Below are 12,826 nucleotides of genomic sequence, written 5' to 3'. Positions count from 1 at the left end.
AATCCATTCGCGGATGCTTAAAAGTCGGTTATTGAAGCACGAAATAATCGTAGCGCATCGACACCGTGACGATCAGCGGCTCGGCCGCCTCAATCACCTGTGCACGGCGCTCGGCGCTGGCGCGCCAGCCGTGAGGCGTCATCGCCAGCAGGTTGGCGCGGTCTGCGGGCTCGGCCAGGCTCAGCGTGAACTCAAGGGTCTCGCTGTGCGCCAGGCTCATGCCGTCCGGCACCAGGGCCAAGTGCTTGTCGTCGGTGTACTCGCGCACTTCGTCGTACAGGCGCTCACGCAGTTCCATCAGGTGGCCGCTGGTGGGTCCGACTTTCATCAAACCGCCGCCAGGTCTGAGCAGGCGCTTGGCCTCTTCCCAGTCCAACGGGCTGAATACGCTGGCGAGGAATTGGCAGCTGGCATCGGCCAATGGCACACGGGCCATGCTGGCGATCAACCAGGTCAGCGCCGGGTTGCGCTTGCACGCTCGCTTGACCGCTTCTTTGGAGATATCCAGCGCGTAGCCATCTGCGTGGGGCAGGGCCTCGGCGATTTGCGCGGTGTAGTAACCCTCGCCACAGCCGATATCCACCCAGCGCGCCGGGGCACGTTCAGCGGCCAGTTCAGCCAGGCGCCTGGCGACCGGGGCGTAATGCCCGGCGTTGAGAAAGTCGCGACGCGCCTCAACCATGGCCAGGTTATCGCCCGGATCGCGGCTGTTCTTGTGCTGCACCGGCAACAAGTTCAGGTAGCCCTGGCGCGCGCGGTCGAAGCGGTGCCCGGCCGGGCACGCCACGCCGTTGTCCACCGCGTTGAGCGGTGCGCTGCAAAGGGGGCACGCGAGCATCAGGCGAGCAACTTGATCAGGGTTTGGTAGTAGATTTCGGTCAGCACATCGAGGTCGCTGGCGAGGATGCGCTCGTTGACCTGATGGATCGTCGCGTTGACCGGGCCGAGTTCGACCACCTGGGTGCCGAGGGTGGCGATGAAACGCCCGTCGGAGGTGCCGCCACTGGTCGACGCCTTGGTCTCGCGACCCGTGATCGCCTTGATGCTGGCGGACACCGCATCCAGCAGAGCGCCCGGCTCGGTGAGGAACGGCAGGCCCGACAGTGCCCACTCCACGTGCCAGTCCAGGCCGTGTTTGTCGAGTATCGCCGCAACGCGGTGTTGCAGGGCTTCGACGGTGGACTCGGTGGAGAAACGGAAGTTGAACACCGCCGTCAGGTCGCCCGGAATCACGTTGGTGGCGCCGGTACCGGAATTGAGGTTGGAGATCTGGAAGCTGGTTGGTGGGAAGAAGGTGTTGCCGTCGTCCCAATGCTCGGCGGCCAATTCGGCCAGGGCCGGAGCCGCGAGGTGGATCGGGTTCTTCGCCAGATGCGGGTAGGCCACGTGGCCTTGCACGCCGCGCACCGTCAGGGTGGCGCCAAGGGAGCCGCGACGGCCATTCTTGACCACGTCGCCCACCAGCGTGGTGCTCGACGGTTCGCCGACGATGCACCAGTCCAGACGTTCTTTACGCGCTGCCAGGCGCTCGATCACTGCCTTGGTGCCGTGGTGCGCCGGGCCTTCTTCATCGCTGGTGATCAGGAAAGCCACCGAGCCCTTGTGGTCCGGGTAGTCAGCGACAAAACGCTCCGAGGCCACCAGCATCGCGGCCAGGCTGCCTTTCATGTCCGCCGCGCCACGGCCGCAGAGCATGCCGTGTTCATCGATCAGCGCGTCGAACGGATCGTTCTGCCAGGCCGTCACCGGGCCGGTCGGCACCACGTCGGTGTGACCGGCGAAGCACAATACCGGGCCTTCGTGCTTGCCGTGGGTGGCCCAGAAGTTATCCACATCTTCAATGCGCATAGGCTCAAGCTTGAAACCGGCGTCGCCCAGGCGCTGCATCATCAGCTTCTGGCAGTCGGCGTCGATCGGCGTCACTGAAGGGCGACGGATCAGGTCGATAGCGAGTTGAAGGGTCGGCGAAAGGTCGGCGTGGGCCGTCATGGGAAAACTCCGGAAAGCGTGTGATGGGCGCAGGACGAAATTGGAATACGGAGCCTATGTGGGAGCTGGCTTGCCTGCGATGCAGACGCCGCGATCCGGCAGGTACACCGCGGCGATGCTATCGCAGGCAAGCCAGCTCCCACACAGACCTGCTCCACATGAAGCATTGGCGCAGGCCAAGTCTTGCAAAACGGCCGTTATCTTATAGCAAAACGGCGGCCAGAGGCCGCCGTTTAGTGCATTGCGCAAGTTTTTACACGACTGGCGCAGGCTCCGGAGCCGGCGCTGGTTTGGGCAGCGACGACAGGAACGCCATGATCAGCGCCGCCACGTACGGCAGCGACTGCACCAGCAGCATCACCACCCAGAAGCGCATGTCATTGCTCGGCAGGCCCTGCACCAGGTAAATCCCCAATGCGGCGCCCCACAACAGCAGCATGATGAACATCTCTTCGCGGGCTTCGGAAATGGCGACCCAGAAGCCGTGGTTATCGGCGTTTTTCGGCGTACGAAAGAACGGAATGCTGGTGGTGAAGAAACCGTACAGCACCGCCTTGGCGATGGTGTGCGACAACGCCAGCCCGGCCAGGGCCGCGCAGAACGCATCTTTCAGGTTAACGCCCACCGCACGGCGGTAGAGGAAGATGATCTTGCCCACTTTGAACACAAACAACGCCAATGGCGGGATCGCGAAAATCAGCAACGGCGGATCAACCCGCGTCGGCACGATGATCATCGCCGCCGACCACAACAGCGCGCCGACGGTGAAGAAGATGTTCATGCCGTCCGCCACCCACGGCAACCAGCCCGCGAGGAAGTGGTAGCGCTGGCCACGGGTCAGCTCGGTGTCCTTGCCGCGCAAGAGACTGGCGGTGTGACGCTTGATGATCTGAATCGCACCGTAGGCCCAGCGGAAACGCTGTTTCTTGAAGTCGATAAAGGTATCCGGCATCAAGCCCTTGCCGTAGCTGTTGTGGTAGTACGCCGCCGACAAGCCTTTTTCGAACACGCGCAGGCCAAGCTCGGCATCTTCGCAGATGCACCAGTCAGCCCAGCCGAGTTCCTCAAGCACCGAGCGACGGGTCATGGTCATGGTGCCGTGCTGGATGATCGCATCGCGGTCGTTACGGGTGACCATGCCGATATGGAAGAAGCCTTTGTATTCCGCGTAGCAGAGCTTCTTGAAGGTGCTTTCGTTCTGGTCGCGATAGTCCTGCGGTGACTGCACCACGGCGATTTTCGGGTCGGCGAAGTGCGGCACCATGTGCTTGAGCCAGTTCGGCGAGACGCAGTAGTCCGAGTCGATCACCGCGATCACTTCGGCGTCCTTGGCGGTGTGCGGCAGCAGGTAGTTCAACGCGCCGCCCTTGAAACCGGCCAGGGGCGAGACGTGGAAGAACTTGAAGCGCGGGCCGAGGATCTCGCAGTAGTCGCGCACCGGTTCCCACACTGCCGGGTCTTTGGTGTTGTTGTCGATGATCAGGACTTCGAAGTCCGGATAATCCAGGGCCGCCAGAGCATCGAGGGTCTGTTTGACCATTTCCGGCGGCTCGTTGTAGCACGGCACGTGAATAGACACTTTCGGGCGGTAGTCCGAATCCCCCTCGACCGGCAGGAATTCACGCCGGCGCTTGTGGGTCCACACCGCCTCGGCCAGTTCGTGGGCCTCGGTCAACAACACGATAAACACGCCCATGGCGCCGAGCGCCAACAGGAAACCCACCGTGAGGCTGAACCAGGTGCTGTATTGCTGGCTGTAGTCGTAACCGATCCACACCAGCACCGAACCGCAGAGGAACGCGATAAAGGTCAGGAAGGTACGGCCACGCTGGCGCAGGGCCGAGCCGTCGATCATCAGCAGCGTCAGCGACAGCAGTGCCAGCACCACCGAACCGATGGCCAGCACGCGCCATTGCGGGATCGCGACCACGGGCCCTTCAAAGTTGAATTTTTGCTGACGTGCGGCGTTGAACACGCCCCAATAAGCGCCCGCCGAGCCTTCGTCGCTGACTTTCCACGGCTGATCGAATGCCTCGATCACGAAGTAGTTATAGCCCTGACGGTTCAGTTTGTTTACCAGCGTGCGCAGGTAAATCGCCTGGTCCGCTGGCGACGTTTCATTGCCACCGCGCATGCGCCCGTTACTCGGCCAGCCAACCTCCGACAGCAGCAGCGGCTTTTTCGGGAACATTTTTTTCAAGTCCCGGGCGCGGTCGAGTACGTATTGGCCGGCCTTGTCCATCGGGATAAATTCCCAGAACGGCAGGATGTGCGCGGCGATCAGGTCGACGTGCTTGGCCAGTTGCGGGTACTTTTCCCAAATGTGCCATTGCTCGGACGTGGTCACCGGCACCTTGACGGCGGCGCGCACGCGGTCCAGCAGCACGATCAGTGCTTCAGGGGTGATTTCTTCACGGAACAACGCTTCGTTGCCGACCACCACCCGCACCACGCTGCGCGAGCTGTTGGCCAGTTCGATGGCGCGCTGGATTTCGCGTTCGTTACGTTCCTGGTCCGGGCTGATCCAGATACCAAGGGTCACGCGCAGGCCGAACTCTTCCGCCAGCTTTGGGATATCGCCCAGGGTGCCGTCGACCGAGTAAGTACGGATGTTGTCCGTCAGCTTGCTCATGATCGCCAGGTCCTCACGCATCTGGTCGTCGGTGGGGTACTGATTTTTCTGCGGGAACTGGCCTTGCTGGAACGGCGAGTAGGAGAACCCGGAGATCTGTTCAGGCCAGTTAGGGGTGGTGACCGGGCGGTTGATCAGCGCCCAGAAACCGGTGAACAGCGCGGCAATAGCCAGCACCACCACCAGGTTGAGTCCAAATTTACGCGATGACATGGCGATTTCGGGTTCCAAAGGGTGCGGAACGAAGAGAGGTGTCGGCATGCGCCGAACGGCGCGCATCCTACACCGGCCTCTCCCTGAGCGTACAGCAGACAGAGAAAAGCCGGACGTTAGTCAGCGAAAGACCATCTAAGTTCTTAACAAGTAACTTGTAGCTTAAAACTTGCCGCTGTGTAGCCCATAATGCGCGCCGGTTTTTGGGGTATTGGTCATGAGCACAGAAGATCCACGGTTTGCAGGCGTCGCCCGCTTGTATGGCATTGAAGGCCTGGAACGCTTGAAAGCGGCCCATGTGGCGATCGTCGGCGTCGGCGGCGTGGGTTCGTGGGCGGCGGAAGCCATCGCTCGTTGCGGGGTGGGGGAGATTTCGCTGTTCGACCTGGACGACGTCTGCGTCAGTAACAGCAACCGTCAGTTGCATGCGCTGGACAGCACCGTGGGCAAACCCAAGGTTGAGGTGATGGCCGAACGCCTGCGCGGCATCAACCCGGACTGCACGGTGCATGCGGTGGCAGACTTCGTGACCCGCGACACCATGGCCGAGTACATCACGCCGAACATTGATTGCGTGATCGACTGCATCGACGCGGTAAACGCCAAGGCCGCGCTGATTGCCTGGTGCAAGCGCCGCAAGATCCAGATCATCACCACCGGCGGCGCGGGTGGGCAGATCGACCCGACGCTGATTCAGGTATGCGATTTGAACCGCACGTTCAATGACCCGCTGGCCTCGAAAGTGCGCTCCACACTGCGCCGCGACTACGGCTTCTCCCGCACTGTGACTCGCCATTACAGCGTGCCGTGCGTGTTTTCCACCGAGCAACTGCGCTACCCGAAGCCGGATGGCAGCATTTGTTTGCAGAAGAGTTTTGTCGGCGATGGCGTGAAGCTGGACTGCGCGGGCGGGTTTGGTGCGGTGATGATGGTGACTGCCACGTTCGGCATGGTCGCGGCGACCAAGGCCGTGGACAAGATTGTGGCCGGGGTGCGCAGGCCGTCGGAGCGGGCCAAACCTGACTGAATCTCACTGCCGAGCATAGATCCAAATGTGGGAGCGGGCTTGCTCGCGAAAGCGTAGTGTCAGTCGATAAATCATTGACTGAACCACCGCTTTCGCGAGCAAGCCCGCTCCCACATTTAGTGTTGTGTACGGCTTAATTTGCGCATGCGTTGCAGTACAGCATTAAGCCCATTGCTGCGCGACGGCGACAGTTGGCGCGAAAGCCCCAGTTGAGTGAACCAGTCGGACAGGTCAACCGCTTGCAACTCACTTGCCGACAACCCATTGACCCGCGCCAACAGCAACGCCACCAACCCCCGAATCATCCGCGCATCACTGCTCGCCGCAAATTGCCAATGGCCGTCCTGCAAACGCCCGACCAACCACACCAGGCTTTCGCAGCCGTGCACCAGGTTGGCCTCGACCTTGTCCTCATCTGCCAAAGGCGGCAGCCGCTCGCCCCATTGCATCAGCATGCGCGCGCGCTGCTCCCAACTGCCCACGGCCTGGAAGGCCTCAAGCGCAGCCGCCGCCTCCATCGGCAAGCTCATCGCAACATGTCCAGTGCCTGGTCCAGCGCTTCAAAAAAGCGCTCCAGATCATCCGAATCGTTATACAGCGCCAGTGACACACGAATCGCCCCCGACAACTGCATCGCCTTGAGCAGCGGCATCGCGCAATGGTGCCCGGCACGCACGGCAATTCCTTGTTCGGTCAGCAGGTGCGCCAGGTCGGCGTTATGCACGCCATCCACCACAAAACTGGCTAACGCCACCTGCGGTGAACCCAATACGCGTATGCCTGTGCGCGCTGTCAGCCCGCGCAACAGGTAGTCATGCAACGCCGCTTCATGGGCGACCACCGCCGGCGGGTCCAGCGAACTCAAGTAATCCAGGCTGGCGCCCAGGCCGATCACACCGGCGATAGGTGGCGTTCCAGCTTCGAAACCCAGCGGGGCAGGGCGGAAGCTGGCGCTGTGGTAGTCCGCCTGTTGCACCATCTCGCCGCCGAACTGCCAGTGACGCAGGTGATGCAACGCCTCGTGGCGGCCAAACAGCACGCCGACGCCGTCCGGCCCGTAGAGTTTGTGACTGGAAAATACATAAAAATCGCACGCGAGGGCCTGCACATCGTGGCGACCATGGACGATCCCCTGGGCGCCATCGACCACAGTCAGGGCGCCGTGAGGTGTGGCCAGCGCTATCAATGCTTCAAGCGGCTGCCAGGTGCCAAGCACGTTGGACAACTGGCTCACCGCCAGCAGGCGCGTGCGCGGGCCTATCAACTCGGCGGCGGCGCGCAGGTCAATCACGCCATCGTCGTCGAGGGGCAACACCACCAGCGTCAGTGCGCGGCGTTTGGCCAGTTGCTGCCACGGCAACAGGTTGGCATGGTGTTCCAGGGCGCTGATCACAATCTCATCGCCCGCATTGAATAAGTGCTCCAGGCCATAGGCCAGGAGGTTCAGCGCAGAGGTCGCGCCGTGGGTAAACACGATGTGCCCGCTGTCACCTGCGTTCAACCACTGCGCGACCTTGCTGCGACTGTCTTCAAACGCCTGGGTCGCATGAGCACCCGGCAAATGCTGGGCACGGTGCACATTGGCTGCGCCACTGGCGTAGTAATGGCTGATGGCGTCCAACAGGGCCTGGGGTTTTTGCGTGGTGGCGGCGTTGTCCAGATAGGTCTGGTCTTGCCGTTGCAGGGTGGCGATGGCCGGGAAATCGGCGCGCCAGGGGGAGGGCACAAGCATGGTTATCAAGACTCGTATAAGCGAGCCCCAGGGTCGGGGCCCGCCAGTGCATCGAGTGGCTGCTTAGTTGTGAGCGTGCAGCGCTTCGTTCAGTTCGATCGCCGATTTGTGGGTTTTGCACTCCACGGCACCGGTTTCGGAATTGCGACGGAACAGCAGGTCCGGCTGGCCGGCCAGCTCGCGCGCCTTGACCACTTTGACCAGCTGGTTCTTCTCGTCCAGCAGTGCAACCTTGGTCCCGGCAGTGACGTACAGGCCCGATTCCACAGTGTTGCGGTCGCCCAACGGAATGCCGATACCGGCGTTGGCGCCGATCAGGCAGCCTTCGCCAACCTTGATCACGATGTTGCCGCCGCCCGACAGGGTGCCCATGGTGGAGCAACCGCCACCCAGGTCCGAACCCTTGCCGACGAACACGCCAGCCGACACACGGCCTTCGATCATGCCCGGGCCTTCGGTACCGCCGTTGAAGTTGACGAAACCTTCGTGCATCACGGTGGTGCCTTCGCCCACGTAGGCACCGAGGCGGATGCGCGCGGCGTCAGCGATACGCACGCCGGTCGGGACCACGTAATCGGTCATTTTCGGGAACTTGTCCACCGAGAACACTTCCAGCAAGTCGCCACGCAGGCGCGCTTCCAGTTGGCGTTCGGCCAGTTCGTTGATGTCGATGGCGCCCTGGCTGGTCCAGGCCACGTTCGGCAACTGCGGGAACACACCAGCCAGGTTCAGGCCGTGCGGCTTGACCAGGCGATGGGACAGCAGGTGCAGCTTGAGGTAGGCCTCAGGCGTGGAGGTCAGTGCCGCGTCTTCGGCCAGCAAGGTTGCGACCAGCGGGGTGTGGCTTTCAGCCAGGCGGTTGAGCAGTGCGGCTTGGGTGGCGTCGACGTTCTTGAGCGCATCCGCCAATTGCAGCGCTTGGCTAATAGTGAACGTGATTGCCTGGTTACCTTCGGTGTAACCCAGGATCGGCGCGATGGCAGCGATAATTTCGGCCGATGGGTTAAGCAACGGTTGTGCGTAAAACACTTCCAGCCAAGCACCTTGGCGGTTCTGAGTGCCGACGCCGAAGCCCAGGCTGAACAGGGAATTGGACATGCTGTTACCTCTACAAAAATGGAAGGCTGACCTACTTGAGGGCCGCCGAATAACTATCTGGCTTGAAGCCAATAAGGGTTCTGTCACCGAGATCGAGCACTGGGCGCTTGATCATCGAGGGTTGTGCGAGCATCAATTCAATGGCTTTCGACTGATCGAGATCGGCTTTGCGTTCGTCTTCGAGTTTGCGAAAGGTGGTGCCCGCACGGTTCAAAACCACCTGCCAACCGTGCTCATTGCACCATTGGGTCAAGTGTTCACGGTCGATACCGGCCGTTTTGTAGTCGTGAAATTCATAGCTCACCGCGTGCTCATCGAGCCAGGTGCGCGCCTTTTTCATGGTGTCACAGGCTTTAATGCCAAAAAGGTGCAACGTTTTGCTTGAAGCGGTCAAGGAATTGCCCCCCTCTGAACGGATGTCGTGTACGAATGAAAACGAAAGGTTACGGATTATGCCACGCCCAGCGGGTTTGGGTGCCGCTCGTCATGCCCATCGCTGAACCGGTGCGACTTTTGTGCAACAGCCATCGCGCAGCATAGGTGGTTAACATAGCCGGGGAATATGGCACTTCAACAGCAAGATGTTGCCTGAGGTGTCTTATTGCAAGTCGATAGTCCGGGAACTCCGCTTTATGCAAACCGCCTACACCGTTCTTATTCTGCTGATGCTGGTCAGCGTTTCGCGTCTTGTCGGGCGTGTCATTCCCCTGCCGTTACCCTTGGTGCAGATAGCGGCCGGGGCATTGTTGGCGTGGCCCACGCTGGGGCTGCATGTGGCATTGGACCCGGAGCTGTTCCTGTTTTTGTTCCTGCCGCCGCTGTTGTTCTCGGATGGCTGGCGCATGCCCAAGCGTGAATTGTGGCGGCTCAAAGGCCCGATATTGACGTTGGCGGTGGGCCTCGTGCTGTTTACCGTGATCGGCGCCGGGTATTTCATTCACTGGTTATTGCCCACGATTCCGCTGCCGGTCGCCTTTGCGCTGGCGGCCATTTTGTCGCCGACAGATGCCGTGGCAGTGTCGGCCATCGCCCAAAATCGCCTGCCCAAGCCTTTGATGCATATGTTGCAGGGCGAAGCGCTGATGAATGACGCGTCGGGCCTGGTGACCTTCAAGTTCGCCCTGGCGGCTGCGTTGACCGGGGTGTTTTCCCTGGCCGATGCAAGCTTGACCTTTGTGCTGGTAGCCGTCGGCGGTTTGGCCGTTGGTGTGGCACTGAGCTGGCTGGTCGGGCGCTTGCGTGCCTGGATGATCGCCCGCGGCTGGGACGACCCGGCAACGCATGTGGTGTTCATGTTGTTGCTGCCGTTTGCCGCTTACGTACTGGCCGAGCGACTTGGAGCGTCGGGCATCCTCTCGGCAGTGGCGGCGGGCATGATGCAAAGCTGGCTTGACTTGCTGCCACGTCAGACCAGTACGCGACTGCTCAATCGCAGCGTGTGGTCATTGTTGGAGTTCGCCTTCAACGGCCTGATATTCCTGCTGCTGGGCCTGCAGCTGCCGGACATTATCAAGGCGGTGGTCAGCCATGAACCGACGTTGTGGCCAAGCCTGCTGTACCGCTGCCTGGACGTGATCGCGATCTTTCTGGTGCTGGTGGTGTTGCGGTTTATCTGGGTGCAGAGCATCTGGCGCCTGTCAGGCCTGATCCGCCGGCTGCGTGGGAAAAGCGAGCTGACGATGGTGCCGACCGCCCGTTCCTGCTGGCTGCTGACCGTCGGCGGCGTGCGCGGTGCGGTGACCCTGGCCGGTGTGATGTCGGTGCCTTTGCTGCTGGCGCCGGGGCAGGACTTTCCTGAGCGTGACATGCTGATCTTCATAGCCGCCGGGGTGATCCTGTTATCGCTGATCGCCGCTTGCATTGCCTTGCCGCTGCTGTTGCGCGGCATCGAAAAAAGCCCGGATGAAAAGCGCCATAACGAAGTGCGCGAAGCCTGGAAGAAAACCGCCGTGGCCGCCATTCACGCACTGGAAGCCGAGGAACCGGCAGAAACCGAGACCCAGGACGCCGCACAGGCGGCCTTGGCCACTGAGCTCAAGGCGCGCCTGATGTCTGAATACCGCCATCAGTTGGACGTGTTCAACGACTCGGCCGAAGCCCAGGCACTGGCGCAGCAGATGGACCTGCTTGAACGCAGGTTGCGGCTCAAGGCCCTGCGCGCGCAGCGCTTGGAGTTATACAGTTTGAGCCGTCATCACCAGATTGGTGATGACGTGCTGCGAGAAGTGTTGGCGGATCTGGACATGAGTGAAGCAAACCTGGGAGCCGTGAATGCGCGCGGTAACGCCTGAATAGCGGGTGGTGTTTCAAACGTTGAGTTTGAGCCTTGTGCTTATAACGCCGGCATTTTTTCCTGCATGCGCGTGGGACGGCAGGTGGCAGTCGGCAAGTTATCGAATGCCTGTCGGTTGTCCTGGACTATGCCCGGGATAAATTGATCTGATGAAGGTTTTATCGTTGTGCGATAACTCGTAATTAATCGGAGCTCGTGACTGCTGCCACAGTAAAAAAGCGGGAAGGTCGTAGTGCATGATCGAGTCCGGGTCATACGCAGAGGTGATGACATCTTTGGGGTCTGCCTTTTTCAAGACTTGCCCATGCGTCTGTTCTTTTGGCCATCCGACATGGCTTCCATAGGTTCTGTATACGGCGGGTACATTGAAGTCCAGGGTTCTGTCGGGGTGTTGATGTTCATGCAGCAGTCCCAGCGCGTGGCCAAATTCGTGCAGTACGGTGCGTTCCAGTATCTCTTCGGTTTTGTGGCGAAGGTCAATGTGCATAGTGGGCTCATCTTTTTTCGCGAGCAGTGCATCGGTTCCACACGCTGACCAGTCACCTTCTATTGTAGGACTGCCAGATATTTTAATATCGGCTCCAGGGCCGGGTCCAAACGCGAGCGTTAAATTGATATAAGGCGCCCACTTTTTAATGGTCTTGATTATAAAGTCTTCGTCTTTTTTACTCATTTCCATAAAGGCAATGGTGAGCGTCGATCTCTGAGGCCATAGCTTGCCAGTTTCCGCCACCCCACGTTTTTTTCTGTTGGAGGATTGTGGTTTGAGCGCCGAGGGGGATGGCTCGGACTCCGTTCCGTGCCCGCTTATGAGTGAGTAAGTGGAGTTGACGTACGATGGATTTATCATGAGAAGGACTCGTGGTGATAACCGCGCTCGGTCGAAGCCCAGGCACTGGTGCAGCACATGGACCTGCTTGAACGCAAAATTGCGGTTCAAGGCCCTGCGCGCGCAGCGCTTGGAGTTATACAATTTGGGGTGACCCGCGTTATGCGCTGTGTTCCGCTAAGCGGGGTGTATATAGCCGTCTGACAGCCTCCTGATCGCCTTGGGACAGGTGAGTGTTTTCAGGGATGGTCTGCCCACTGTTTCGCACGTGAGCCGGCACGTGATAGTGCATTACGGATCGTTGGTCGTAGGGCGTCACCTGCAGTCCGTCGCCGGAAAAAACATCGAGGTATTGCTCATGGATATAGTCGTCGGGGACTGATTCGCTGGCGTATTCGTGAAACACGGCTGGCGTATTCCAGTCCACCGTATTCTCGGGGTGCTGATGCTCGTGCATTAACCCCAGTGCGTGGCCAAACTCATGCAGGACGATACTTCGAAACGCCGTTGAATCATCGGTTCTGTCCAGGTGCATCGTGGGCTGGTTCTTATCGGCCTGTTTTGCGTGTGTGCCGATATAAGACCAATTGCCTTCCAAACGTTCGTCGTCAGATATCCTGATATCGCCCTGGCGGCCTTCAACTATCTGGAAACGCAGTGAAGGGGTGTGGTGTGCCCATTCACGAATGGCATCCACAACCAGCGCTTCACTTTTTGCATTTCTAAGGTCCAGCGCAACTGTGATGACGCCGTCCGGCCATTTATGGGGAAGGTTTGCAACGCTTCTCTGGGTTCTCTTTGTGCGCTCGGGAGCGTCAGTGGTCGCGGTGAAGGGCTGTAGGGCGTTATCAGGTAGCTTGGGGGAAATAGCCATGTTTTGTGCTCGCGAAGAGTTGTTTCCTATTCGTGGCGAGCCGGGAGGTTTGGTTCCGCGTTGCTAAAACCCCCGCACCCCATTTCCATCAGTCGCTAGCAGCGTTCCATCAGTGCGCGCGCCCGCCCTTGGGTAGTGA

At 60.2% G+C, this 12,826-nt stretch carries 11 protein-coding genes; 2 read left to right on the top strand and 9 right to left on the bottom strand.

What is annotated here, in order from left to right; genetic code table 11:
* Window positions 1–28 precede the first annotated feature (28 nt).
* From Q7C20_RS14445 to Q7C20_RS14435, 3 genes are all read right to left on the bottom strand, one after another.
* A complete protein-coding gene (locus Q7C20_RS14445; RefSeq protein WP_375068192.1) occupies window positions 29–838 on the bottom strand; it encodes a putative RNA methyltransferase in 810 nt (269 codons plus the stop codon).
* A complete protein-coding gene (dapE, locus tag Q7C20_RS14440) occupies window positions 838–1,989 on the bottom strand; it encodes a succinyl-diaminopimelate desuccinylase (RefSeq protein WP_348062446.1) in 1,152 nt (383 codons plus the stop codon). Before dapE ends, Q7C20_RS14445 begins: the two co-directional genes overlap by 1 nt.
* A gap of 253 nt (window positions 1,990–2,242) precedes the next feature.
* Window positions 2,243–4,834, bottom strand: a complete 2,592-nt coding sequence (locus Q7C20_RS14435; RefSeq protein ID WP_375068191.1) for a glycosyltransferase — start codon at window positions 4,832–4,834, stop codon at window positions 2,243–2,245.
* Window positions 4,835–5,051: 217 nt separating this feature from the next.
* On the opposite strand from Q7C20_RS14435, the gene tcdA reads away from it, so the two are divergent.
* Complete coding sequence (tcdA, locus tag Q7C20_RS14430; protein WP_375068189.1) at window positions 5,052–5,861, top strand: tRNA cyclic N6-threonylcarbamoyladenosine(37) synthase TcdA; 810 nt, start codon at window positions 5,052–5,054, stop codon at window positions 5,859–5,861.
* A 116-nt stretch (window positions 5,862–5,977) separates the two neighbouring features.
* Here tcdA and Q7C20_RS14425 read toward each other — a convergent pair whose 3' ends face one another.
* The 4 genes from Q7C20_RS14425 to Q7C20_RS14410 form a co-directional block, all read right to left on the bottom strand.
* Window positions 5,978–6,391 carry a SufE family protein gene (locus Q7C20_RS14425; protein WP_375068187.1) on the bottom strand — a complete coding sequence of 138 codons (414 nt, stop codon included), beginning with the start codon at window positions 6,389–6,391 and terminating at the stop codon, window positions 5,978–5,980.
* Window positions 6,388–7,593 (bottom strand): aminotransferase class V-fold PLP-dependent enzyme, encoded by a 1,206-nt coding sequence (locus tag Q7C20_RS14420; RefSeq protein ID WP_375068186.1) that lies wholly within the window; start codon window positions 7,591–7,593, stop codon window positions 6,388–6,390. The genes Q7C20_RS14425 and Q7C20_RS14420 overlap by 4 nt, the downstream gene beginning before the upstream one ends.
* A 63-nt stretch (window positions 7,594–7,656) precedes the next feature.
* The gene (dapD, locus tag Q7C20_RS14415) at window positions 7,657–8,691 is read right to left on the bottom strand and encodes a 2,3,4,5-tetrahydropyridine-2,6-dicarboxylate N-succinyltransferase (RefSeq protein WP_348060616.1); all 1,035 of its coding nucleotides are present in this window, start codon (window positions 8,689–8,691) and stop codon (window positions 7,657–7,659) included.
* A 31-nt stretch (window positions 8,692–8,722) separates the two neighbouring features.
* A complete protein-coding gene (locus Q7C20_RS14410) occupies window positions 8,723–9,031 on the bottom strand; it encodes an arsenate reductase (protein WP_231982825.1) in 309 nt (102 codons plus the stop codon).
* A 292-nt stretch (window positions 9,032–9,323) separates the two neighbouring features.
* Between Q7C20_RS14410 and Q7C20_RS14405 the strand changes: the two genes are divergently transcribed.
* Window positions 9,324–10,982 carry a Na+/H+ antiporter gene (locus tag Q7C20_RS14405; RefSeq protein ID WP_375068183.1) on the top strand — a complete coding sequence of 553 codons (1,659 nt, stop codon included), beginning with the start codon at window positions 9,324–9,326 and terminating at the stop codon, window positions 10,980–10,982.
* A 99-nt stretch (window positions 10,983–11,081) separates the two neighbouring features.
* Here Q7C20_RS14405 and Q7C20_RS14400 read toward each other — a convergent pair whose 3' ends face one another.
* Both Q7C20_RS14400 and Q7C20_RS14395 read right to left on the bottom strand, forming a co-directional pair.
* Window positions 11,082–11,834: a M12 family metallopeptidase gene (locus Q7C20_RS14400; protein ID WP_375068182.1), complete on the bottom strand. Its 753-nt coding sequence runs from the start codon at window positions 11,832–11,834 to the stop codon at window positions 11,082–11,084.
* A gap of 139 nt (window positions 11,835–11,973) precedes the next feature.
* Window positions 11,974–12,687 carry a M12 family metallopeptidase gene (locus Q7C20_RS14395; RefSeq protein ID WP_375068179.1) on the bottom strand — a complete coding sequence of 238 codons (714 nt, stop codon included), beginning with the start codon at window positions 12,685–12,687 and terminating at the stop codon, window positions 11,974–11,976.
* Window positions 12,688–12,826 lie beyond the last annotated feature (139 nt).

Source organism: Pseudomonas sp. AMR01 (genome assembly GCF_041946035.1).
GTDB lineage: Bacteria > Pseudomonadota > Gammaproteobacteria > Pseudomonadales > Pseudomonadaceae > Aquipseudomonas > Aquipseudomonas antarctica_B.
Note: the sequence above shows the minus strand (reverse complement) of the source record. Positions and strands in the feature narration are given on the sequence as shown.